Source organism: Rahnella ecdela (assembly GCF_019049625.1).
In the GTDB taxonomy this organism is placed as follows: domain Bacteria; phylum Pseudomonadota; class Gammaproteobacteria; order Enterobacterales; family Enterobacteriaceae; genus Rahnella; species Rahnella ecdela.
In genome coordinates, this window is sequence record NZ_JAFMOY010000124.1 from 39,154 (window position 1) to 64,019 (window position 24,866).

At 54.7% G+C, this 24,866-nt stretch carries 18 protein-coding genes; 6 read left to right on the forward strand and 12 right to left on the reverse strand.

Annotated features, from left to right (window positions below; all coding sequences use genetic code 11):
• Nucleotides 1-5 precede the first annotated feature (5 nt).
• The 6 genes from hutH to J1784_RS11095 all read right to left on the reverse strand — a co-directional run bounded on the left by hutH (nucleotide 6) and on the right by J1784_RS11095 (nucleotide 6,548).
• Nucleotides 6-1,556: a histidine ammonia-lyase gene (gene hutH / locus J1784_RS11070; RefSeq protein WP_217149248.1), complete on the reverse strand. Its 1,551-nt coding sequence runs from the start codon at nucleotides 1,554-1,556 to the stop codon at nucleotides 6-8.
• A gap of 117 nt (nucleotides 1,557-1,673) precedes the next feature.
• Nucleotides 1,674-2,459 (reverse strand): ABC transporter ATP-binding protein, encoded by a 786-nt coding sequence (locus J1784_RS11075; protein ID WP_217149249.1) that lies wholly within the window; start codon nucleotides 2,457-2,459, stop codon nucleotides 1,674-1,676.
• Nucleotides 2,459-3,340, reverse strand: coding sequence for an ABC transporter permease (locus J1784_RS11080; protein WP_217149250.1), 882 nt, complete (start codon nucleotides 3,338-3,340; stop codon nucleotides 2,459-2,461). The genes J1784_RS11075 and J1784_RS11080 overlap by 1 nt, the downstream gene beginning before the upstream one ends.
• Nucleotides 3,341-3,357: 17 nt before the next feature.
• Nucleotides 3,358-4,338 carry an ABC transporter substrate-binding protein gene (locus J1784_RS11085; protein WP_217149251.1) on the reverse strand — a complete coding sequence of 327 codons (981 nt, stop codon included), beginning with the start codon at nucleotides 4,336-4,338 and terminating at the stop codon, nucleotides 3,358-3,360.
• Nucleotides 4,339-4,593: 255 nt separating this feature from the next.
• Nucleotides 4,594-5,178 carry a HutD/Ves family protein gene (locus J1784_RS11090; protein WP_217149252.1) on the reverse strand — a complete coding sequence of 195 codons (585 nt, stop codon included), beginning with the start codon at nucleotides 5,176-5,178 and terminating at the stop codon, nucleotides 4,594-4,596.
• On the reverse strand, nucleotides 5,175-6,548 hold the full coding sequence (locus J1784_RS11095; RefSeq protein WP_217149253.1) for a formimidoylglutamate deiminase: 1,374 nt from the start codon (nucleotides 6,546-6,548) through the stop codon (nucleotides 5,175-5,177). The genes J1784_RS11090 and J1784_RS11095 overlap by 4 nt, the downstream gene beginning before the upstream one ends.
• Before the next feature lie 278 nt (nucleotides 6,549-6,826).
• On the opposite strand from J1784_RS11095, the gene hutC reads away from it, so the two are divergent.
• From hutC to hutG, 3 genes are all read left to right on the forward strand, one after another.
• Nucleotides 6,827-7,627, forward strand: coding sequence for a histidine utilization repressor (hutC, locus tag J1784_RS11100; RefSeq protein ID WP_217149254.1), 801 nt, complete (start codon nucleotides 6,827-6,829; stop codon nucleotides 7,625-7,627).
• A 170-nt stretch (nucleotides 7,628-7,797) separates the two neighbouring features.
• Nucleotides 7,798-9,060 (forward strand): imidazolonepropionase, encoded by a 1,263-nt coding sequence (gene hutI, locus J1784_RS11105; RefSeq protein ID WP_217149255.1) that lies wholly within the window; start codon nucleotides 7,798-7,800, stop codon nucleotides 9,058-9,060.
• Nucleotides 9,057-9,893, forward strand: a complete 837-nt coding sequence (gene hutG, locus J1784_RS11110; protein ID WP_217149256.1) for an N-formylglutamate deformylase — start codon at nucleotides 9,057-9,059, stop codon at nucleotides 9,891-9,893. Before hutI ends, hutG begins: the two co-directional genes overlap by 4 nt.
• A gap of 666 nt (nucleotides 9,894-10,559) precedes the next feature.
• Here hutG and J1784_RS11115 read toward each other — a convergent pair.
• Genes J1784_RS11115 through bcsR form a run of 5 tightly spaced genes read right to left on the reverse strand, consistent with a single transcriptional unit; the run spans nucleotide 10,560 to nucleotide 19,748 of the window.
• Nucleotides 10,560-13,832 (reverse strand): cellulose biosynthesis protein BcsC, encoded by a 3,273-nt coding sequence (locus tag J1784_RS11115; RefSeq protein ID WP_217149347.1) that lies wholly within the window; start codon nucleotides 13,830-13,832, stop codon nucleotides 10,560-10,562.
• A 22-nt stretch (nucleotides 13,833-13,854) separates the two neighbouring features.
• A complete protein-coding gene (gene bcsB, locus J1784_RS11120; protein ID WP_217149257.1) occupies nucleotides 13,855-16,212 on the reverse strand; it encodes a cellulose biosynthesis cyclic di-GMP-binding regulatory protein BcsB in 2,358 nt (785 codons plus the stop codon).
• Complete coding sequence (gene bcsA, locus J1784_RS11125) at nucleotides 16,212-18,824, reverse strand: UDP-forming cellulose synthase catalytic subunit (protein ID WP_217149258.1); 2,613 nt, start codon at nucleotides 18,822-18,824, stop codon at nucleotides 16,212-16,214. Before bcsA ends, bcsB begins: the two co-directional genes overlap by 1 nt.
• Nucleotides 18,821-19,546, reverse strand: coding sequence for a cellulose biosynthesis protein BcsQ (gene bcsQ / locus J1784_RS11130; protein ID WP_217149259.1), 726 nt, complete (start codon nucleotides 19,544-19,546; stop codon nucleotides 18,821-18,823). Before bcsQ ends, bcsA begins: the two co-directional genes overlap by 4 nt.
• A gap of 1 nt (nucleotide 19,547) precedes the next feature.
• Nucleotides 19,548-19,748, reverse strand: coding sequence for a cellulose biosynthesis protein BcsR (gene bcsR, locus J1784_RS11135; RefSeq protein WP_217149260.1), 201 nt, complete (start codon nucleotides 19,746-19,748; stop codon nucleotides 19,548-19,550).
• A 202-nt stretch (nucleotides 19,749-19,950) separates the two neighbouring features.
• Between bcsR and bcsE the strand changes: the two genes are divergently transcribed.
• Genes bcsE through bcsG form a run of 3 tightly spaced genes read left to right on the forward strand, consistent with a single transcriptional unit; the run spans nucleotide 19,951 to nucleotide 23,431 of the window.
• Nucleotides 19,951-21,549, forward strand: coding sequence for a cellulose biosynthesis protein BcsE (bcsE, locus tag J1784_RS11140; protein WP_217149261.1), 1,599 nt, complete (start codon nucleotides 19,951-19,953; stop codon nucleotides 21,547-21,549).
• A 5-nt stretch (nucleotides 21,550-21,554) separates the two neighbouring features.
• Nucleotides 21,555-21,788, forward strand: coding sequence for a cellulose biosynthesis protein BcsF (bcsF, locus tag J1784_RS11145; protein WP_217149262.1), 234 nt, complete (start codon nucleotides 21,555-21,557; stop codon nucleotides 21,786-21,788).
• Nucleotides 21,785-23,431 carry a cellulose biosynthesis protein BcsG gene (bcsG, locus tag J1784_RS11150; protein ID WP_217149263.1) on the forward strand — a complete coding sequence of 549 codons (1,647 nt, stop codon included), beginning with the start codon at nucleotides 21,785-21,787 and terminating at the stop codon, nucleotides 23,429-23,431. Before bcsF ends, bcsG begins: the two co-directional genes overlap by 4 nt.
• Before the next feature lie 606 nt (nucleotides 23,432-24,037).
• Here the strand turns inward: bcsG and J1784_RS11155 are convergent.
• Nucleotides 24,038-24,736, reverse strand: a complete 699-nt coding sequence (locus tag J1784_RS11155) for a FadR/GntR family transcriptional regulator (RefSeq protein WP_217149264.1) — start codon at nucleotides 24,734-24,736, stop codon at nucleotides 24,038-24,040.
• Between the last annotated feature and the right edge of the window lie 130 nt (nucleotides 24,737-24,866).

Consider the following 24,866-nt stretch of genomic DNA (forward strand, 5'->3'; position numbering starts at 1 on the left):
TAGTTTCAGGCAAAGCTTGGCAACAGCGCTTCAATCGCTGCCGGCCAGTGTTCACGGGAAGCCCAGAGACGCATCATTTCCACGTCCGGCGCCATAAGGCGGTCTTTCTCAAGAAATGCCACTTTTTTGCGGATGGCTTTCATCTCATTTTCCAGCGTGGCCGAGCTTTGCAGCGGACGGTGGAAGTCGATCCCCTGTGCGGCAGCCATCGCCTCAATCCCCACCACGACGCTGGTGTTAAAACACATGTCGCCCAGACGGCGGGCAGCGTAGGTCGCCATAGAAACGTGATCTTCCTGATTCGCCGAGGTTGGCAGGCTGTCAACGCTGCCCGGATGCGCCAGTGATTTGTTTTCAGATGCCAGAGCGGCGGCCGTCACCTGCGCAATCATAAAGCCGGAATTCACCCCGCCGTCGTTGACCAGGAAAGGTGGCAGACCGGAAAGTCCGGTATCGAGTAACAGCGCCATACGACGTTCGGATATTGCACCGATCTCAGCGATTGCCAGCGCAATGATGTCAGCGGCAAACGCGACCGGCTCAGCGTGGAAGTTGCCGCCGGAAATCACATCACCATTTTCGGAAAAGACCAGCGGATTATCGGAAGCGGCATTAGCTTCAATTCGCAGGATTCGCGCGGCATGATGCAGATTATCCAGGCAGGCACCCATCACCTGCGGCACGCAGCGGATGGAATACGGATCCTGAACTCGGCCACAATCCGCATGAGACGTGACAATGTCACTGCCAGCCAGCAATGTGGACAGTGCCGCCGCAACGCTGATTTGCCCTGTCTGCCCGCGTGCTTCATGAATACGTGAGTCCAGTGGTTTAACCGAACCTTTAATCGCTTCCAGCGACAACGCGCCTGCCACCAGTCCGGCGGAGAACACGCGCTCGGCTTCGAACAGGCCGGACAATGCCAGTGAGGTAGAAACCTGTGTACCGTTAAGCAGCGCCAGCCCCTCTTTCGGCCCCAGCTCGAAAGGCTTCAGTCCGGCGATGGTGAGCCCCTCAGTGGCTGACATTTTTTCACCTTTCGCTGTCACCTGACCCTCGCCAATCAGCATCAGGGAAAGATGCGCCAGCGGCGCTAAATCACCGGAAGCACCCACAGAGCCTTTTTCAGGAATGCACGGATAAACACCGGCGTTAAACAAGGTAATCAGCGCATCAATCACTTCAATGCGGATACCGGAATGGCCGCGTGACAGGCTCAGCACTTTGGTCGCCATCACCAGACGCACAACGTTGTCCGCCAGATCCTTGCCGATACCCACGCTGTGCGACAGCACCAGATTGCGTTGCAGTTCCGCCAGTCGCTCAGCCGGAATACGGGTTTGTGCCAGCTTGCCGAAACCGGTGTTAATTCCGTATACCACTTTGCCCGATTCAACAATGCGGGTGACTGTCTCCTGCGATGCCAGCACGCCTGCACGCGCCTCCTCAGCCAGTTCAAGGCGCACATTGCCCTGATAAATCTTGCGCAGCATCGGCAAGTCAACGTGACCCGGTTGCAGACGGCAAAGGGTAAATTCAGTGGATGAAGAAGCCATAATCTATTCCTGTATAGACAAGTGAAACTTGAAGTAAACCCGGCTAAGGACTCAGCCCGCCGGGTATTTATGCAATGCTCAACGCTAAAACGTTAAAATCAGGTCGCAGGGATGAAATTAGTGATCCATCGTCTGCAACGTTTCGGTACGAATTTCTTCTGTCACCCGCGCTTTCAGCGCCATAAATTCCGGCGACGTCTTCAGGGTGTAATCACGCGGATGCGGGAAATCAACGGCGACTTCCGTTTTAATCCGCCCCGGCCGCGCACTGAAAATTGCCACTTTATTGGCCATGAAAATCGCTTCGTCAATATCGTGCGTCACGAACAGCACGGTCTTGCGGGAGGATTCCCAAATCGTCAGCAGCAGTTCCTGCATCATCACGCGGGTCTGGTTATCCAGCGCACCGAAAGGTTCATCCATCAGCAGGATTTTCGGGTCGTTGGCCAGCGCACGGGCGATGGCCGTACGTTGCTGCATTCCGCCTGAAAGCTGGCGTGGAAAGTGCTGCTCAAAACCGCGCAGGCCGACTTTATTAATAAAATAGTCGCTGCGCTCTTTTTGCGCCGCTTTACTGACGCCGCGTTCCTGCAAACCAAAACGAATGTTCTGTTCGACGGTCAGCCACGGAAACAGCGTATAGCTCTGAAACACCATGCCGCGATCGGCCCCCGGCCCGTCGACCCGTTCCCCATCCAGCCACACTTCCCCGTACGTCGGCTGATCCAGCCCCGCCACTATGCGCAGAAGCGTGGATTTACCGCAGCCGGAAGGCCCGAGAATGGTAATAAAATCGTTTTCGTTAACCTGATAATCCACCGGTAATAACGCCTGAGTTTTCTCACCTTTCGGACCGGTAAAAATGCGTTCAACCTGCCGGACACTCAGTTTCGGATAGCTCATCACAGTGAACTCCATACAAACAGGCGACGGTTGGCCGCTTTAAACAACAGATCGGAAAGCAAACCGATGCAACCGATCACGATAATGCCGAAGATCATCTGCCCGGTATTAAGCAGCGCCTGACTGTTGACGATCATATGCCCGATGCCGCTCGATGAACCGATGAGTTCCGCCACAATCACGTAAGTCCACGCCCAGCCGAGCACCAGGCGCAGCAGTTCGGCGATTTCCGGCGCAGCACCGGGAATAATCACCCTGCGTACCACGCTTTGGTTGGTAGCGCCCAGTGTGTAAGCCGCCTCCACCAGGTCGCGCCGCGCTGCGCCGACGGTCACCGCCACCATCAGCGTTATCTGGAAGAAAGAACCGATGAAAATCACCAGTATTTTCTGCATTTCTCCGATACCGGCCCACAGGATCAGCAACGGCACAAACGCCGAGGCAGGCAGATAACGGCAAAATGACACAAACGGCTCGAAAAAGGCTTCGATCAGTTTGTACGAACCCATCAGAATACCCAGCGGTACAGCAATGGCGCAGGCCAGAATAAAGCCGCCCAGCACCCGCATCACGGTCATGCCGATGTCGGTGGTAAAATCGAAATCGGTAAACAGTAAAATGCCTTCCTGCAACATGCTGGCCGGACTGGCAAGGAATGTCGGCGACACCAGACCGGTAAACGTCACCAGCGCCCATACTGCAAAGAACAGAACAAAGAAACAGAACCCGAGGAACCAGCGGCGGCGGGATGCGACCGGCCGCAATGGCACCATCATCGGGTTATGCCAGACTTTTTTGCTGGCCGGCAACGGTGCCGGCTCGCGTAAGACTGACTGCGCATTTACGTGCTGGTCGGCGGCCTGACTGACAGGACTGTTCATATCGCGGTCCTTCATGGCTATTTCACGTATTTCGCGTCATACAGGCTGTTGATGTCTGGCGTTTTGCGCAGAATTTTCATCTCAGTCAGCAAACGGGCGGCTTCGTTAGTGAACGTGACGATTTCGCCGCTGAAGAATTTCTTGTTAGCATCGCGATCCTGCCAGCGCAGATAACTGGATTCTTCGGCAAACTGTTTACCGGTTTCTTTCACCGCTGCGCCCATGATTTCATTGGCTTTGTCCGGCTCTTTCTTAATCATATCCAGCGCTTCAAAGTAGCTGTTAACCAGCGCCTGTGCGGCTTTTGGATTTTTATCCAGCCAGTCTGGCGTACAGCCAAGGGTGTCCATCACCATCGGGTATTCCAGCGTGGTCGCCAGGATCTTGCCCTTATCCGGGCTCTGACGGATGTTGGAAAGATAGGGTTCGTAAGTCACAGCTGCATCGTTCTGACCGGCAATAAAAGCATGTGCCGCCGCGTCAGGGCCTAATGTCGCCAGCTTGACGTCTTTCATCGTCATGCCGTTTTTATCCAGTATCCACGCCAGCAGGAAATAAGATGACGTACCCGGCGCATCGACGCTGATGGTCTTGCCTTTCAGGTCGGTAATTTTGTTGATCCCGCTGCGCACGGCGATACCGTCAGCGCCGTAAGACTTATCCAGCTGGACGATTTGTTTGATAGGCACGCCGCTGGCGTTCCAGGTCAGATACGTTTCCACCGTCGTCGCCGCGCACTGCAATGAACCGGAAGCAATCGCCAGATGACGCGACTGCTGCGGAACCATTTTCAGAGTGACTTCAAGACCGTTCTTTTTAAAGATGCCGGCTTTATCTGCCAGCGTCAGCGGCGCAAAACCGGTCCACCCTGAGATACCTATAGCCACCGGCGTTTCAGCCGCTTGTGCCACGCTGACAGTCACACTGCCCAGCGCTACCGCAAACCCTAACAAAGACATCGAACGTTTCAGTACAGCCCTGGAAATCATCTTGCTCATCTGCCACTCCTGCCAAAGTACCTGTCTCGGGGAATGCCTGTTGCAGTCAGCTGCCGCAGGCAAATTACGCTACTGATTACGACACTGTATATTCTTGTCTATACAAGTCAGTCAACGATATCAAAGCAAGCTTTATGCCAGTTCCGGCAGCGGCGGTTTTCCAATACTGTGCGCCTGTTACTCTCCGTTTTTTGCCTTCTGGTGATTCAAATCAGTGCGGTCCCTGCTCCGTTTTAGCGCAGGGCTCCGGCGGTATTATTGCTGCGTCACCGCAGCCCACAGCAGAAGACCATCGGGATGATTTGCCTTCACTGTGCAATGTTGGGCGTGTTTTTTTTCCGCATATGGCGCTGACCAGACAAACCCCTCGCCCGCGCCAATCACCACTCCGTCAGGCAATTGCCACTCACCGCGGATAACATAAATCGCGCCGCCCTTTTCATGACTGATCTGCTGGCTTTCCCTGACAGGGATTACACGTGCTGCGCAGGCCGTTCGGCGGGTCATTACGTTGAAATCTGTCGTTACTCCGCCCGCCAGACGGGCGCTGAGCGCGATATCACCACTGAAAGAAAAAGGCGCGCCGATGGCAGTGAGTGCATGGTCGATGTCAGGTAATGCCTGTAAATGCACGCCATCGCCACTGAGCAATGTGATAGAACGGTCGATGCCCGGAAATGCCGAAAACGGGCCATCCTGTGCGATAGTGGCAATACTGATACGCCAGTCAAAATCACTCTTACCCGGCGGATAGCTAATGATTTCGCGGGTTTCGCCGCCACCGTTGCGCCACGGGCTGACCGGCAAAGTACCCAAGGTGAAGTGCTGCCAGTTCGTCATGCGACGTCCTCACCCAGCTGATTCAGCAGGTTCAGAAAGTCCGCAGCTGCGGCCTGTTGTTGCTCATGCTGTCCGTCAGTAATACGTGCGACACCCCCGACATAAACGTCACGGATTTGTCCGGCATGACCGGCAAATAACCAGCGGTTCAGCAGTTCACTGTCTTTTGCAGCGGCCAGATAGGGGCTGTTGCCGTCAAGCACCAGCCAGTCAGCACGATAGCCTGCCGTAAGCTGGCCGATGGCTGCGCCGCAGGCCTGCGCACCGCCCTGCAATGCCTGGGTGTACAACACGTCGCCCACCGAGTTTTGTGCAGATGTTGTCAGGCGGTTTCGGCGCTGGTCACGCAAACGCTGGCCGTATTCAAACCAGCGCAGTTCCTCCACTACATTGAGCGAAACGTGGCTGTCTGAACCAATGCCCCAGCGACCCGCGTGCGTCAGATAATCCACGCCGGGGAAAATCCCGTCGCCAAGATTGGCTTCCGTGGTCGGACAAAGTCCTGCTACCGCGCCGCTGTTTGCCATACTCGCCAGTTCAAAACGATCGGCGTGCGTGGCGTGGATAAGACACCAGCGCGCATCAATATCCAGATTGTCATAAAGCCAGCTTATCGGGCGCTGGCCGCTCCAGCCAAGACAGTCATTCACTTCTTTTTGCTGTTCAGCGATATGAATATGGACCGGCAGGTTTTTATCACCGGCTGCCAGCACCTGCTGCATTTGCTCAAGCGTGACGGCGCGAAGGGAATGGAAACACAGCCCCTGGTTTTGCAGCTGATTACCGGAGAGCTGTTTACGAATAATCTCCTGCTGTTGCAGGTAACTGTCGGCATCTTGCAGGAAACGTTTTTGTCCTGCCTGTGCGGGCTGAGCGCCAAATCCGGCATAACTGTAAAGTACCGGCAACATCGTCAGCCCGATGCCGGTCTGCGCGGCGGCGTGGCTAAGATGCGCGGTCATTTCACCGCGGTCGGCGTAAGGTTGTCCGCTGATATCGTTGTGCAGATAATGGAACTCAGCCACCTGCGTATAACCGCCCTTGAGCATTTCTATGTACAGCTGGCGGGCGATCACCCCGACCTGCTCAGGCGTCAGACGTTGCACCATGCGATACATCAGGTCACGCCATGTCCAGAAACTGTCCTGCGGGTTGCCCGCCACTTCGGCAAGCCCGGCCATCACCCGCTGAAACGCATGAGAATGCAGATTCGGCATTCCCGGTACCACCGGGCCGTTTAAAGGCAAACAGCCTTGCGGATCACTGTCTGGCGTCACAGCAGAGAGAATTCCGGTAACATCGACGTCCAGACGCACGTTGTGTGCCCAGCCGTGGGCGAGTAAGGCGCGTGTAGCAAAATAAGCAGGCATAACAGCGTTCCTGGTCAGCAAGAAAAAACATAAACGCAATTTTTAAGAAACAATTGCGAAACTTTTAAGCGACTTGTCTATACATATACATATGCCTGATTGCGCTGTAAACTTGCAACAATCCTTTTTTTATAAAATTAGTTTTCCGTCACGCCCTTTCCGTTTAATTTCCTCTGGGGGAAACTAACGGGCAGACTGAAACACTTTCACAATATGCCCGGATACTTATCGAGTGAGGCTAAAGTTGAGTGAGGTAAATGTTGAGTGAAATAAAAGACATGTCGGAGCCCACACCACTTTCGCAGCCTGGTGCCGCGCAACAGGGGGTATCCCAGCAGACTTTGTCCGAACTGGCAGGAGCCATGAGTGATACGCCTGCGCCGATTTATCAGCGCGTGAAACAGGCGATCATCAGCCAGATCCGTGCCGGAGTCTGGAAACCGCACCAGCGCGTGCCTTCTGAAAGCGAACTGGTGAACGAGCTTGGCGTCAGCCGTATGACCATCAACCGCGCCCTGCGCGAGCTGACCAGCGAAGGTTTTTTGATCCGCATGCAGGGAGTCGGTACTTTTGTTGCCGAGGCCAAGGCTTATACCCCGATGCTGGAAGTGCATAACATTGCTGATGAAATCGCGCAGCGCGGGCACCGGCATGACAGCAAAATTCTGGTGTGCGAAGCCCGTCTGGCAGATGCCGAACAGGCGCTTCAGCTGGGAATTTCTACCGGTGCCCTGCTGTTTTATTCGCAAATTGTGCATTACGAAAACAACGTGCCGGTACAAATCGAAGACCGGTTTGTGAATCCCGAAACCGCACCTGACTATCTGCAACAGGTACTCAATAAGCAGACGCCTTATACTTATCTGATGGAAATTGCCCCGCTGACGGCCGGTGAACATCGCGTTGAAGCGGTCAGCGCCAGCGATGAGCAGCGTGAATTGTTGCAGCTTAACGAGCATGAGCCTTGCCTCCTGATCCATCGACGTACCTGGAGCGGCAGTCGCGTGGTCACGTCTGCGCGCCTGATTTATCCGGGTTCCCGCTATCAGTTATTCGGACGTTTCACCAGCCACGGCTGATCCCGGCACACCTTAATAGCGGCTTTGGACAGCCGCTATCTCTTCGTTCTAATTTTGGAAGACGTCTCGTAATAAGAAAAAACTATCGCTGGCTGCCTTGCCGGTTTGCAGGTTATGCGTTAGGTTGACTTTAGTTGTCTATACAAGATGAATTCAGCCTGGAGTCTGTCATGTCGGTAGCCCTCTCCCCACAGTTTTCTTCCGAACCGCCTCACGACTGCGACAGTGTGTGGCGTGGTGCCACGCTGGTCACCATGCAGGACGGACATTACAACCTGATTGAAAATGGCGCGATTGCGGTCACCGGCGGCAAAATCGTCTGGACCGGCACTGTGGCCAGCTGCCCGGATTTTCCTGGTGCAAAAGTGCATGAATTTGAGGGTGGTATCATCACGCCGGGTTTCGTGGATTGTCACACGCACCTGGTGTTCGGCGGCGATCGCAGTGCGGAATTTGAACAACGGCTAAATGGTGTAAGTTATGCCGAGATTGCGGCTGCCGGTGGCGGAATTTTATCCACTGTCAACGCCACCCGCGAAGCCACTGAAGATGAACTGCTGGCGCAGGCGCTGTTTCGTTTGGAGCCCCTGCTGGCCGAAGGCGTGACCTGCGTTGAGATTAAATCCGGTTACGGGCTGAGCGTAGAAAGTGAACTCAAAATGCTGCGGGTGATCCGCCGTCTGGGCGTTATGTTGCCGGTCGAGGTGAAATCCACCTGTCTGGCCGCCCATGCCCTGCCGCCGGAATTCAAAGGGCGTGCTGATGACTATATTGATCTCATCTGCGAAACATTGCTGCCGGTGGTTGCCAGTGAACATCTGGCTGATGCCGTCGATGCGTTTTGTGAACACCTTGCCTTCTCACCGGCACAGGTTGAGCGGGTGTTTATCGCTGCACAAGCCCTGGGCCTGCCGGTGAAATTACACGCCGAGCAACTTTCATCCCTGCATGGCAGCGCTCTGGCAGCGCGGCACCGCGCGTTATCTGCCGATCATCTCGAATACGCTACTGCAGAAGATGCACAGGTCATGGCCGCGAGCGGCACCGTCGCTGTTTTACTGCCCGGCGCCTATTATTTACTGCGCGAGACGCAATGCCCGCCTGTTGATGAGTTTCGCAAATATTGCGTGCCGATGGCGCTGGCCAGTGATGCCAATCCCGGCACATCTCCGGCGCTTTCCCTTCGTCTGATGCTGAACATGGGTTGCACATTGTTCCGCCTGACGCCGGAAGAAGCGCTGGCCGGGATCACCTGCCACGGTGCACGTGCACTGGGTTTACAGACAACGCATGGCTCGCTGGAAACAGGTAAAGTCGCTGATTTCATTCACTGGCCGCTCTCGCGTCCTGCTGAACTGGTTTACTGGCTGGGCGGTCAGTTGCCCTGCACCGTTGTCTTTCGTGGAGAAGTCCGAGGAGAGTTTCGTTTATGAGCCCGTCTACCGACACTGTTATCGCCGAGCCTTACCAGTTTATCTCCGGCACTGCGCCCCTGTTAATCAGTATTCCCCATGCCGGCACACACCTGACGCCGGAAGTCGCCAGCGGCCTGAGTGATGCCGCGCTGCCGCTTTCCGACACCGACTGGCATATTCCGCAGTTGTACGATTTTGCGCGGGCTATCGGTGCCAGTATTCTGGTCGGTCAGTATTCGCGTTTTGTTATCGACCTGAACCGGCCATCCGACGATAAACCGCTGTATACCACCGCGACAACCGGCCTGTATCCCGAGACGTTATTTGACGGACGCGATACCTTTAAACCGGGAATGACCCCGACTGATGCACAACGCCAGCTGTATCTTGATCAAATCTGGCAGCCGTATCATCAGAAAATTCAGGCCGAACTGGCACGCATGAAGCAGGAATTTGGCTATGCATTGCTGTTTGATGCGCACTCCATTGCTTCTGTTATCCCACGTCTTTTTGAGGGTCAGTTGCCGGATTTAAACCTCGGCACCAACAGCGGCGTAAGCTGCTCACCGGCGCTGAGTGAAATTCTCGAACGAACCTGCCAGCAACAAACCCGCTTCAGCCATGTGCTGAATGGCCGTTTTAAAGGCGGCTATATCACACGTGCTTACGGCCAGCCGGACAGGGATATTCACGCCGTTCAGCTTGAGCTCGCACAGGTAAATTACATGGAGGAGATCGAGCCGTTCGCCTTTGCGCCTGATAAGGCGGCTGAACTCCAGGAGTTGCTGAAGCAGTTGCTGGAGGGGATGGTGAGATGGGGAGAAGATGCTTATAAACTGGGCGCTGTTTAATCTCGCTTTTCGCTGACCGCTAAGGTTTGATCGAGATTATTTCGGTTTCTCAATTGCGGTTATCACTCGGTCTTTCGCGCCGAAACCGCCCAAAAGAGGCCAGGACGGCCTCTCTTGGATCTCTCCCGTCTTTTCACTGCGCGCTTCCGCAGGCACGACGGACATATTCTGGTGCATCAGTGAGTGGCGCAAAATGTCATCGCTGCGCGATTCCCTCATTTCAGGCTTCGAGCCTCTGGTCTCGAACCGTTCATTCGGTGCCATTTTTGAGCACGCCAATGCACTTATCCAAAAGATAAATCCATTCCGTTTTTGAATTTAAGATCGTGCGGGCGTTTCAGAAATCTTGCTGAACGGAGCGGCTTCGAGACCTGTGGCTCGAAGACCGAGAGAGGGAACCGCGCAGCGGCAAGATTTCCAGCCTGTCACTGCGATACCTGAAACATAGCCAGCGAGCGAAGCGCGTGTTGAGAAAGCGAGGGGAAATCCAAAAGGGGAAAAGCACTTTCCCCTTTTGGGCGGTTTCGGCGCAGCACGTCAAGTGATCACCGCTATTAAGAAACCGAAATCATCTCGATCAAGCCACCGCTGCAAACGTTCTGCCCCTCGCTGCAAGCGAGAAAAACCTCGCGCCAGCGAAAAAACGCCCTAATGCCCGGTCTGGCATTACTTAAAGTCCGCATAGGGTACTAACGGTTCCGGCGGCATATCCAGATCACCCTGCCAGCCGCTCATCGAATATCTCGCGTACAGCAGGAAATGGCTTGGTGTGTAATCTTTTGCCTGCTGAATGTCGATACCGCCGCCGACCGTCCAGTGGGAGCTGACCCGGCGTTCCACCAGTGCCTGCAAGGTGTAACCAAAGCCAGAACCACTGCTGCCAGTTTCGATAGCGCTTTTATCCGGTAACGAATCCGGGATCAGGTTTTGGATAGGATACCGCTTTTGGTCACTGGTCGAAGAACGCGACCAGGATACCGAGCCGCCCAGTTGCCATGACCAGTTCTCAGTGCGCTGGCGATAATTGACCGGCACGGAAAGCGAGAAATATTGCTGCGGACTGTAATAACCGCCCTGTCCCAATGTATAGCCGCTGAGATCTTTCTGGTAATGCCAGACCATCGAACTCAGGCCGACGGTCGCCCGGCGGTTATCCTCGTTAATGACCTTGTAGTAATAACCGCCCATCAGGCGCTCACGGGTATTGTCTTCGACATTTTTACCGGTGAGCTGATGCGCACTCAGGTCTGCCCAGACGCCGTTTGCCAGCCCCTGATCGTAACTTAAACCCAGGCTGCCTCCGGTAGCGATAACACCACCCCAGGTCGTACCGGTACCCGGATCTTTTGCGCCGGCAAACGAGAGTAATGAGCTGGAAACAGGACGGCGGGAGACGGTTGTCGTCCAGCCAATCTGGTCCCAGTCACCGCTGTAAGCCAGTCCGCCGACCCAGTTAACGACCGGGAAACCCAGCGGCGTGGTGCCCAGGTCCCCTTTCCATTTGTCGTTTTCCCAGCCTGCGCCCAGACTGAGTCCATTGGCCGTCTGGCTGCGGTAACTGCGGCAGTTCTGATCACTACAGGTACCGAAGCTCGCTTCATAATTGCCGTTTTCATTGTCAAAAGTTCCGGCATCCATGCGCACCCAGTCGGCACGCAGGAATCCGCGTCCCTGATAAACCGGCATATCAGCCTGGAACATGGTGGTGTTCGCCGTGAGATCTGATTTACCCGGTGTTCCGCTCGAGGTCCAGGAATCAGTATCCACGGTAAAATTCACATCCTGCTGGCGGTACAAGTCGTGCGCGTCAGTACGAATGCCACGTTTGAGCCAGTCATCACCGGCATTGTTACGCGTCAGTCGCGTATAACCGTCGTTGTCCTGCGGCACTTTATCGGTGATCCCGCTGGCGACCATCGCCTGCTGATAATCCTGCAATGCCTGTTTCGGCTGACCGAGCTGTTGTTCAACATTGGCAGCGTTACGATAAATCAGGGCTTTGTCCTGCCCGGCGGGTTGTGATGCGGCGGCAACTTTCAGCGGCTGTAACAGTGACCCCGCTCTGGTGGTTTCACCAACATCCAGCCACGCCATTGCTACGCGGCGCTGCTGATTAAGACTCAGCCCCTGCAGATTGGCCTGTTGTAATTCCTGTTTTGCCTGCGCGGTATTCCCTGCCGCCAGCGAGGCATCTATCGCGGTCAGTGTTTTGTCCAGCCGGATACGCTGCGCCATTTCACGCATGTTGTCGTCCCATTTGGCTTGCGGCAAGGTGTGCAGATGACGCAATGCCGCATCATCTCGATCCGAACCGGAGAGATAGAGGGAATAGGCGTAAACCTGTTGGGAGTCGGAAGGATGCTTCGCAGCAAATTGCGCAAAAACGGCGTCAGCTTTGTCCGGTTCGCCCGCTTCCCTCAGCGCATCAGCATAATGGTACGTCGCCCAGACATCGTCCGGATCCAGCTTCAGAACCTGCTCATAGCGGTTTGCTGCCTGATTCCAGTTGCGTTCCGAGGCGTATTTTTCCGCCTGCGCAGTGACAATGTCACTTTGAAGGCCGCGCTGTTTGTCACTGAGTTTTGCCCGCGATGCCGCCGGTAAAGCGTTGATGTAATCGAGGGCTTTTTGCGGCGACTGTCGCTGGTAAATATTTGCCAGCCCGCGCTGGGCGCTGCTGTTATCCCGTTCAAGCATCAGCGCGCGGCGATACGCCTGTTCTGCCAGCGGATCGTTTTTACGCGCCACCGCCACATCACCCAAACCGATCGGAGCCCACGGATCACGCGGGTCGAGGCGCTGCGCCTGCTGATAGGCAGATTCGGCCTGTCCGAGCTGACCGGCTTTCAGGGCTTTGTCGCCCTGATCAATTTTCAGCCAGTAGCTGTTGGTCTGGATCAGGCTGGTCCATTTACCGGCGTTATAGCTGTCAGTTTCCGCCGCTTTAGCACGTTCGAACATCGTCAGTGCCTGCTGGCGGTTACCGGCGCGGGAATAGGCCAGCCCCATTGCGCCCAGCACTTCGGCGTCATTCGGCGTAGCCTGTAAAGCCTGTTTCAGCGGCGCAATTGCACCGGTTGAACCCCCTTTTTCAATCTGGGCCAGACCACGGATACGCGCCTGATAACGCGGATCAGCCAGTAATCCCTGCTGACGCTGCAACTCCTGCTGCGCCGCGATGACCTGCGGGCCGGTATCGAAGGTGGCAATAAACTGCTGCAAAGCATCAACACTGGCATTGCTCACAGGCTGGTCTTTAATGCGCGCCAGCCATAAATCCGCGGCAGGAGAACGCCCTTCGTTGGTGGCGGCAATCTGTTTAATCAGCCCCACGGCTTTGGCATTATCACCCTGTTCAAAGGCCATCTGCGCCAGTTGCAGCCGAAGTTGTACATCGCCGGGATACTGGTTATTCAGCGCCTGAAGCTGCGCCTGAGCGCGCGCCTTTTGACCCGGAAGACGGGCAACCAGCTGCCAGTATTCAACGGCCAGATCCAACGTCGGTGGCTGACTACCAAAAAGTTCATCGTACTGCGCTTTGGCTTCATCCAGCCGCCCCGCCGTTGCCAGCAAACGCGTCTGTTGCAGCTTTTGCTGCATCTCTGGTGAAGCAATTTTCAGGCTGAGCGCTGCTTGCCGGTAATCGTCAGAACCGGGAGCGACTTGTTTGATTTTTTCGAGCTGTTGCTGCGCTTTGGCCTGATCGCCTTCACGCAGAAGCAGACGCAGACGGGCCGACAGCACTTTAGGGTTTTGCGGATCCATCAGTTCGAGGCGGAACAGCGACTGTCGCACCAAATCATCCTGATGACTGGCCTCCCCAACCCGCACCTGCTCCAGCAGCCACTGTTCGGGGGAAACCACCGGCGCTGAAATGGCAGGCGCAGCCAGCAGAACCAGCCCCAAGGTCAGGGCCAGCCGGTTGAAAGGAAAACGCATCTTGGGACAGGTGTTCACGTGCTTATTCCTGATCATCATCAGACAGACGACGACGCGCCAGAGAACGCAGGCCGGTCCACAACAGAATCGCAGCCAGCAGCACCACGATAACCGCCATTACCGCCAGCAGAACCGGATGTGTAGCCAGCGCATTCCATACGCGTTCCCACCACGGCAGATGGCCGACGTAGTATGTCTCGCCGACTCTCAGGCTGCTGACACCGGAATCACGTACCACGGCCACCGAGCCAAAGACCTGCGCCCGTTGTTTGGTGTCCTGCATCGACGTGTTAAGCATTTCAAAGGCTTGCGGGCTATTGGCCATCAGCGCGACCACGCTGCGCTGGTCGAAATACGGTGATTGCAAACCGACAACGGCGGCAATCGGGCCCTGCGCCGTAATTTGCGAACGGGTATCTACCTGAGCATCGCTCGCCGGTGCGGTATTCTCCGGCAACGGAGTCTGGCGGATTGGCGTATTCACGGCGTCGCGCGCGGCGGTCATCAGCAGATTGGCCTTTTTGTCATCGCGCATACTGTCGTCACGCAGACCTTCCGGCAGGCTGCCGATCACCAGTAAATCAGCATCCGTCGATTTCGCTTTCGCGGTGTCTTCGGTCAGCCCGACGCCCAGCGCCGGATAACCGGTGAGCGCACCAATATTGCCCATTGCGTCAAGCAGCGTGGTCAGCTGAACCGGTTGCGGTTGCGGCTGAACCAGCACCAGGGTTTGGGACAAGTCAGCCATGCGGCTGAACGGGAAACCGGCATTGGCAAACGCGCGCAAATCAGGCATCGCCATAAAGTGGCGGTAACCAGAGAAGTCGATGGTAGAACTGTCGTCAATCACCACATGATTGGGCACCGTGGTATAGGTTTCGCAGCGACCTTCCGTGCCGCTGGCCAGCAGCGAGGTGTAGTCGAAATCAAAGCGCATCTGGTTGACCGCTCCGAGCTTCAGCGCCGGAATATTCAGGTCTTTACTGCCGTCCAGCAACCCCTGCAAAAGAGAAAGACGCAACAGCTGTGAATCCTGATCGTGACCGGTTTTAAGTGTCAGATCCTGCACAAACTGGTTGTTCAGGCTGATGCTCAGTCGCGAAGTGTTTTTCAGCTGCGGCGACGTATAACGATATTTAAGACGCATATCGATACCGGTGCTGTTGATGAGGAACAAGTCCGGCGGCAGGTTGATATTCAGGGTGATCGGGTTCGGCTGAATGCCGTCTGTCTGCAACTGTTCGGCGTACTGTTTCAGTTCACCGAAATTCATCGGACGGTCAGTGCGCACCCAGTTTGGTGCGTCATACGGCTGGCGCGGCTGAACCTGGTCTACATTATCCACGCCGATGGTTTCGCCACGGAAAAGAATGTTCCCCTGCGCGATGCCTTTCACCGCCGTCAGCAAATCTTTGTCATCACGCCCTAAAATCAGCAGCATTTTGACGTAAGGATTGTCCGGGCGACTGACCATCTGCACCACCGGCCCTTTCACCGGCGGCATGTCTTTGAGGAAATCCGGGCGTTTGTCGTTAGTGGCAAAGACGACTGCATGGCTGTCCGGCAGCTGGTTGTAAAGCGTCGGGAACGACTGGCCACGCCACTGCGCTTTGGTACCGAACCACGAGGCCAGAATAGCTGCTGCCTGTTGCTGGGTAGCATCCGGCGAAGCCGCAAAGACCATGGGTAAATCCAGCGGACGACTGTCACGCGCATCAAAGAACGGCACCGGAAAATGCGCCAGATCGTTGCTCAGCGGCAGTTTCTGATATTGCAGGCTCAGCGAACTGCCTTTGCCGATTTCCAGCCACAGCGTGGTGTTGGCCGGGTTTTCACACACATTCTGATAATGGCCGATAAATTCAAGGCGGATGCGGTTGAAGTCCGTGACATAGCGCGGATCAATCGCCATCTGTAAGTGATTTTTCTTACCCAACTGGTCTTTGTCGATCACCTCAACGCCCATCAGCTGGTCATTGAGATATACCTTAAGATGCGACTGAACCGGAATAAGCGACGGAGACGGCGTGAATTCAAGATTCAGCATGGCCTGGGTCACGACTTCGTCACTGCGCACCCCGAATTCAATCTGTCCGTTAGGCTGAATGCCGCGCAGGGTAATCGCCCCCGGGGTAGGTGCAACGTCTGCAAAAGGCAGCGTGACATTACGCACCGGCGCGCCCGGAATAATCATCGGATTGACCGCTGGTGCCACCACCGGTAACGTCAACTGAGGTGCCACAACGGTGTTTTCCGGCGTGACTGCCGGAGCGGGCTGATTAGCTGCACCCGCTGTCGCACTGAAGGCCGGAGCCGCTGAACCCATCGCCAATGACATCAAAGCGGATGCCATCAAAATTGTTAGAGGGAGTCTTTTCATTATTTCGTCATCATCAGGTTGGGTTCATCAGGCTGAACGGACAGCGGTGGATTTCGCGGCGCAAAAGACAGCAACCAGCCGCCAAACGACTGGGTGCGGGAGGCCAGCGGGCGTATGCGTTGCGGGGCAATATCCAGCATCCGCATATAGCCACGGATACCGAGACCCAGCACTTCCCGCAGGCTTTCCATCGGTTTATCTTCAGGGAAACTGTCTTCGCGCAATACCCAGCTGTCAGCACGGGCAAAAGTACATTGAATGAAATCGATGTGTTGTTGTGTGGTTAACGGCAGAAGCTGCATCCCCATGCTGGTGCCAAATACACGGCTGATTTGCATCGGGAAGGTGTATTCCTGTTGACCGCGATGCAACAGTAACGTGACGTTGTCACCGGCATTGAACTGGCTGGCACTTTCGGTTTCCAGTCCTACGCCGTTGTCAGAGTAGTCCTGCACGGTACAGACATAAATGTGGCCGTCCGGTTTTAACAGCGACGCCGGCATTCTTGCTTCGACACGGTGCGCCTGACGTACCTGTTTCGATTCAAACGCTACCGCAATCGCCCCGCCGAGAATAATCATGTTGTAAATCACCCACGCCATACTCACCAGCACGGTCAGGATTTCATCCGGGCGACCATAAATAATGCGGTAAATGCCGAAGAACATTCCGGCCAGATTGAGCAGCATCAGGATCTGATACGGGCGGCTGATTTTCCAGTCAACGTAGGCGTGTTTGTTCAGGCCACCCTTTGCCGTGACATTGAATTTACCGGCATGCGGATTAAACAGTGCCACGGTGGTTGGCCTTGCGATATACCACGCCAGCACGGTTTCGTAGATTTCATTCCAGAAGGAATGGCGGTATTTCCCCTGCACGCGGGAATTGGTCAGGCTGGCGTGGATCATGTGTGGCAGAACATACAGCGCAATCGCAACCGCCGGGGCATAAATGATGTAGGCGTGTAATAACAGAAACGCCAGCGGCGCAGTGAGGAAGATAAGCCGCGGGATCCCTGCCAGGAAGTGCATCATGGCGTTGGCATAACACAGCCGTTGCGCCAGTTTCAGCCCTTTACCAAACAACGGATTATCGAGGCGGAAAATCTGCACCATGCCCCGCGCCCAGCGAATACGCTGGCTGACGTGGGCGGAAAGACTTTCTGTCGCCAGTCCCGCAGCCTGTGGGATACGAATATACGCCGAGCTGTAACCGTGGCGGTGCATACGCAGCGAGGTGTGGGCATCTTCGGTCACGGTTTCCACCGCAATACCGCCGATTTCATCGAGCACATCGCGGCGTAACACGGCGCAGGAACCGCAGAAGAAACTGGCATCCCACAGGTCGTTGCCGTCCTGCACCAACCCGTAAAACAGTTCCCCTTCGTTCGGTGTACGTCGCATACGTCCCAGATTTCGTTCAAACGGATCCGGCGAGAAAAAGTGATGCGGCGTCTGCATCATGCTGAGTTTTTTATCTTTGAAGAACCAGCCGACGGTCAGCTGCAGGAAAGAACGTGTCGGCACGTGGTCGCAGTCAAAAATCGCCACCAGCTCACTTTTCGCCTGTTTGAGCGCGTTGTTGATGTTACCGGCTTTGGCGTGTTCATGCGTTTCACGCGCAATATATTTGATGCCGATTTCATGGGCAAAATCGGCGAATTCCTGACGGTTACCGTCATCGAGCAGATAAATAGTCAGCTTTTCACGTGGCCAGTCCAGCCCGAGCGCCGCATACAGCGTCGGTTTCACCACGCTGAGATCTTCGTTATAGGTCGGGATCAGCAGGTCGACCGTCGGCCAGGTCGAGACATCTTCCGGCATCGGCACCGGTTTACGGTTTAGCGGCCAGATAGTCTGAATATACCCGAGCACCAGAACGGTCCAGGAATAGGTTTCAGCACCCAGCAGCAGTAACCCGCAAATCAGGCTCAGTGGATCTTCCCAGTTCAGCGTCGAAGTGTAGCGCCACCATAGATAACGGCAGGAAATGGTCAGCGACAGAACAATCATCATCAGCGCCGGGAAACGCCCCGGAATGCGCCGGATAATCATCGCAATGCTCCACAACAGCACCACGAAAATAAACTGAGCAAGGTAGCCAAAAGGCTGAGAAATACAGAACATCGCCAGCGTAAAGGCCACCAGCCCCGCCATCAGCATCAGAATGCGTCTTCCCACACGATTCATTTTGCCGATACGCCGCGTGATACGCATTTCCAGCGGACTTTGCGTGACCTGTTTTGGCAGAGATTCCAGCCAGTTGTGCGCTTTTTCACGCAGCTTTTGCGGCCACTGAGTATAAACGATGCCTCCGCGGGTTTTACCGGCAGGGATAATAATCAGCAACCACAGGCTCTGAACTATGTAACGCAGCGGATCGGCCAGACGCACGCATGAAGGGGAAATTTGCGGATACCACCGGGTGCGTTGCGTCCCAACACGCTGCCAGGCAGGAGATTCAAAACGCAGAAACAGCCAGCACAGCGCCACACAAAAAATCATAACGCCGCAAGCCAGGCGGGAAGAGTTTGCCTGCCGGTAACGACGGTAACGGTGCTGCAATTCCTGCATCACCGGGGGCACAAAAAAAACGTTCAGCAGGCCGTTCATTTTGCCGGGCTCCGCGCCGTATCCGGCTGACGAAGATTGAGCAGAAACCAGTTCGCCAGCGTATTCATTTCACGGGCGATCTTGCTGTTATCTTTCCACTCACCGACCGGCTGTTTCGCCGCCAGTGATTCCGCCATCGCTTCATCACGGTGTAAAATTACCGGGATCAGTGATGGCAAGGTTTCTTGCCATAACAGAAGAATATCTTGCTGTAACTGACTGGAAGGAATGAACTGATTGAGCAGGTAACGACCGTTTGCCGCCAGCGCGTGCTGATGTAAACGAATGTGTGACTGGGTGTCGGCGTGCAAAAGTACTACGGTGCTGTCGGCTATGGTCTGCGCAGGAAGAGGATCAGCGGCCGGAGAATCAATCAGGATCCAGTCGTAAACGCCGGTGTTTTTGAGCTGCGTGATGGCTTTTTGCCAGTCAAAATCTGTCTGACTGACGTCTTCGCTAGCGACAAGACCATAAGGAAGAAAGTCGAGATGGGAATGATAACGCATCGCACAATTTTGCCAGGCTTCTCCGGCTTTGTGCGCTGAGCACCAGCCACGCGCCTGAGCGAAAGGCATACCAAAATGCAACCGCAGCACGTTTTCCGGCGAAAAGTCGATCACCAGAACTTTTTCATTCAGTTGCGCGAGGCCCCAGGCCAGCGCCGCGGTCACCGATGTGGTGCCGGTACCGCCGCGAAAACCCTGTAACGCGATGACAGCCATATTATTTTTTCTCCGCGCCGTGTTCAGCGAATTGCGCCAACTCAGCCAATAATGGCCATCTGGACATTAGTTGCGGAATTTTTTCTTTACGGGCTATATCTACGTAATGTAATTCTGACAAAGAAAAAAGGTGACTCAGCGCAAAGAAATCGTCATCTTTAGACGGTTCGGATTCTACCGCACTCGTAATAAGGGTTCCCACCACTTCTCTCCCTGCTTCAATCCAAATGCTGATACTTCAGCACGACCCAAATTGCCCTGTACTCATAGGTATTTTAGTATCAAACATTATTGTGAAGAATTATGATTATTTAATGTAGCAATGATAGAATTTATTATACTCACATTTACCAGTGTGTCCCAGCAGACTTTTAATCAAAACCGAACAGAAGCAGATTAACTATATGGCACTCTCCTTTTCATTGGGCATGAAGCAATTCTGGAACGGTTTAGCCCAGATGCAAGCCCGGGGGCTTTACTGGGTCAATACTGACAGCCAGGAAGCCGCATATCGACTGAGCGGGCAAGCACTTGAAGCTCAGCGGGGAGAAGTCCCTGTCAGCCTGTTTTTTCCGCAGCACAATTTAATTTGCGCTCAGGATGAAAATAGACTAGCTGACGACAATATTCTTCTGACGCATTTGCGCAATCACCCCAAAAAAACGTTTTATTACCAGTTCATCGACGGAAAAAAAGCATTTTTGGGATTGCCCGCCGATATTAATCGTCTGCCTAATTACGCTGCCTCCTTAATGATTTTAATACTTCCTGCAACACATTGTCAGGATGTAAATGATAAACAACTCTCCCGCTGGCTGAGTAAAATTCAGTCAGGCGCAAATAGCAAAGGCGCAACGCTCCTTATTATCTGCTACGGCAACGGGATTAATGCGGTTAAATCCCGCTTACATTTATACCATCGCAATATATACGGCCTTGCGGATTTAAAAACCGATGTGGAACCTAATCAGTGGGGCATTTCCTGGTGGCATGACAATCTGGGCGCCGAGGCGAATACGCTTTATCCCATCACCCCCCGCGAAAACGGTTGGGAAATCCAGAAAGACGCCCCTTCTTCTGCATCAACTCAAACCGGTGATGACCAGTGGATGTTGCTGGCTGAGCGTTCAGTACTTGAAGGTGCGCCTGCACTCTCTGAACGCTGGTTCCTTTTCGACAACAATGAAACGCTGACGGAAAGAGCCACACACGCCCGCTCCGCCACGGTGATTTTTGCATTAGGCGGAAATGATGAAGTGGAAGTGCTGGCACGTCAGATCCACCTTTTACGTATTCAGCGCGGCAATGGTTTGAAGATAGTTGTTCGTGAAATGAATTCCTCATTACGTTATGTCGACCAGCGTTTGCTGCAGGCGTGTGGCGCCAATCTGGTCGTGCCGCACGCTGCGCGTCTTTCAAACTTCCTGACCTTGCTCGACGACCTGCAAAATCTGACATTTACCCGCCACGTTCCGCAGGATATCGACGTGCTGCTCGACAGCCGTTTGCCAACGCATCATAAGGGTTATCTGCCGCTGCCGGTGTTCTGCGAGGTGATGCGCGATATCTGGGATCATGCCGCGCTGGCGACAGAATCTCGCGGAATTTTAATCTCGCTGCGCCCTGCCACGGGGATCAGCCCGCAGCAGGCGATGTCACTTTGTTCACTGCGCCGCGACGGCGATATTCTGACCGTGACAGAGCGTCATCTGTATTTGTTCCTGTCGAACTGTCTGGTCAGTGATGTCGAAAATGTTCTGGCATTTCTGTTTAATTTGCCGGTGAAAGAAGTGTTTACCAGCCAGACATTCTGGAGTCACGAGCTGGATATTCAGACAGAAGTCCGCCGTCTGTCTGCCAAACCGCCGATGGTAAAACCGGTGGCAGAAGCGCAGCCGTTTGTGGCGCATAAAGCCGGGCCCCTGAAGCGGGCGCAGGTTCACCCGCCCGTTCCCGTCACGCTTGCCGTGAGCGATACGCCTGTCATTCAGACGCCGGAGTAAGAGAAATGGACATTCAGGATATTATTGAAATTTTTATTCTGGCGGCGGTGATTTTTATTCCGCTGGGATATGCCCTGCGCAGCCGATTGCCGCGCTGGAAAAACCTTTTTGCAACGCGATTTCTTTCACCGCGTTATTTAACACCGATGACGATGAGCACCATCAGTAAGAGCCGGAAACGATCCGCTACTTTGCCTGAAACGTCTGCGGCTACAGGGAAATCCAAAACTTCATTATGAACGAATCGCACTCTCCTTCTCCGCGTTTGCGGATCTGGCAATCCTGGCGGGGTCTTGGCGCCTGGAACTATTACTTCTTACTTAAATTCGTTCTGCTTTCACAGGGTTATCTGAATTTTGACGCGCTAAGCAATCTGGTTTTTGCCGCAGTGCTGTTATTCCCGTTGCGTTCCCTGCGTCTGCATCGCTGGCGACAATGGGTTGCCCTGCCATTCGGGCTGGCGCTGCTTTATCACGATACCTGGCTTCCGGGCTGGCGTTCTATTGTGAATCAGGGCGCTGATGTCGCCGGTTTCAGCGTCAGTTACCTGCTCGAACTGGCTGACCGTTTCATCAACTGGCAGTGGATTGCGGTCGGTTTCGCCCTGCTGGTCGGTTATCTGTTTATTTCGCAATGGTTGCGTCTGACGACGTTCACGGTGATCGCGTTGCTATGGGTGAATCTCAGTGGCGTGATCATGCCGCTGTTTATGCATTCACCGGCTCCGGTTGTCGCTCAAAACACTGTTGCAGCTCCGGCACAAGTGGCACCTTCGGGCACTGACAATACCGTCAACGGTCCGCCGACCAATGCCAACCTGAATGCGTATCTGGATCAGTTCTATCAAAACGAACGCCGTAAGGCGACGAAGTTTCCTGATGCCCTGCCCGCAGATGCGCAGCCTTTCGATCTGCTGGTCATCAATATCTGTTCGCTGGCCTGGGCAGATCTGGACGCTGTGAATCTTTCGAATTCGCCGCTGTGGTCGCGATTTGATTTTGTGTTCAGCAATTTCAACTCTGCCACGGCTTACAGTGGTCCGGCGTCGATTCGCCTGCTGCGCGCAAGCTGCGGCCAGCCTTCACATCATGATTTGTATCAGCCCGCCGGTCAGCAATGTTATCTATTTGACGACCTTGCACGTCTCGGCTTTACCTCCCAGCTGGCAATGGATCACACCGGCGTGTTCGGTAATTACATCGGCAACCTGCGTGACGACGCCGATATGAAAGCCCCGCTGATGTCACAGGCCGGACTGGGTTATGAACTGACCTCTTTTGACGGCTCACCGATTTTCAACGACGGGCAGCTGTTCTCCCGCTGGCTGGAAAATCAGGAAAAGGCAGGCACCGCACGTACAGCGACCTTCTTCAACCTGATCCCGCTGCATGACGGCAACCGGTATGTCGGCAGCAATAAAGGGGCGGATTATCATAACCGCGCCCAGACGCTGCTGAATCAGCTGAACACCTTCATGGATCAGCTGGATAAATCCGGTCGTAAAGTGATGCTGGTGGTCGTGCCTGAGCATGGTGCGGCGCTGGTGGGCGACAAGATGCAGATTTCCGGCCTGCGTGATATCCCGAGTCCGGGCATCACTCACATTCCGGTTGGCGTGAAATTCTTTGGTATGCAGGCACCGCACGCGCCATCGCCGATGAAAATCGACGGTCAGAGCAGCTATCAGGCAATTTCGGAAATGGTTGCCCGTGCGGTTGATGGCAAAGTGTTTACCACACCGACGATGGACTGGAAAACGTTCGCTTCGAACCTGCCGCAAACTCCGCTGGTTTCTGAAAATGAGAACTCAGTGGTAATGGAGTATCAGGGGAAAATCTATATTCGCCTGAACGGCGGGGGATGGGTGCCGTATCCGAGCTGACGGTTTGTTTGTGGGCTGGCCGCCCACACCCTCAGCCCCTTGGTGTTGCCACCCAAACTGGCCTTGAGGTCAAGACCGTGGGCATCGGCCCACACCGACCAGAGACCCGGTAACGCGCGGGCCTCTGGACTCCGCGCTTTTTTCACTTCGCGCTATCGCTGGACACTATGTTTCAGGCGCCGCAGAGACAGGCTGGAAATCTTGCCGCTGCGCGGTGCCTTCTCCCGTTCTTCGAGCCACAGGTCTCGAAGCCGCTCCGTTCAGCAAGATTTCTGAATCGCCCTTGGCTTTTAAAAAACAAAACGGAACGAGTAAGGTTGTGAAGTAAAGGCCTGAGGCCGGTTTCAAAATACCGCCGGACGAGAGGTGGAAAACCGCGTGTCTTTTTACGCGGGTTGTAACCCGAAGGGAGGGAACCGCGCAGCGATGGGATTTTGCGGCTATCGCTGTGATGCCTGAAACATAGCCCGCCAGCGTTAGCGCGCAGTGGAAGAGCCCGGGATTCTTAAGGGTGGCGGCGATAAGCCACCCTTAAGGCCAGTTTGGGTGGCAACCCAAGGTATTGGTTTTGAATTTAAAAGCCGCCTGTGTCCGGCATTGACACGGTCACTCCGCAAATAACTGGTCATACACATGCTGTAAATGCCGGCTCATTCTGGCCTTCGCCCCCGCACCGTCTTTCGCCAGAATGGCGTCCAAAATCCCCTGATGGTCGGCGTTCATCTCACGGGCGAAATCGACTTCGGTGTAATGACTTTCTAAGCGCATAAACCGGCGGGAACGGCGTTTATCCCACAGGTATCCCATCATATCGTGCAGCACTTCGTTGCCGGTCATTTCACTGATCATCAGGTGGAAACGGCGATCGGCTTCCAGGAAAGCGTCGTTGTTGGCATTCAGCTGGTTTAACTCATCGGCAATTTCTTTCAGTTTCACACGCTGCTCGTCAGTGCCGTTAATCGCCGCCAGTTCCGCTGTCATCGCTTCATACACCTGACGCGCTTTCACCAGCGATTGCAGGCTAAATTCTTCTTCACTGCTGATCGTTTGCGCCGCGGGTGTGGCCTGTGGCAGCGGGTCGCTGACGTAGACGCCGTTGCCGGTACGGATTTCTACCCAGCCGGTGATTTCCAGCGCAATCAGCGCCTCGCGGATAGAAGAACGGCTCACACCCAGCTGCTTCGAGAGGTCACGCTCAGACGGGATCATCGCTCCCGGTGCGAACTGGCCGGTATTAATGCAGTTAATCAGTACGTTTGAAATCTGGCGATACAGCCGTTCCACTTTCAGGGTTGGTAATTCCATTATTGTCTCCGTGTTCTTGCTGAATCGCAGATCTGTTATCCCGGTCACATTAATCATCGGTTTGATACTGAATCATATGTCGGTCTGATGGCCTGACCAGCAGACCACCTGACCAGACCGCGCATTAAGA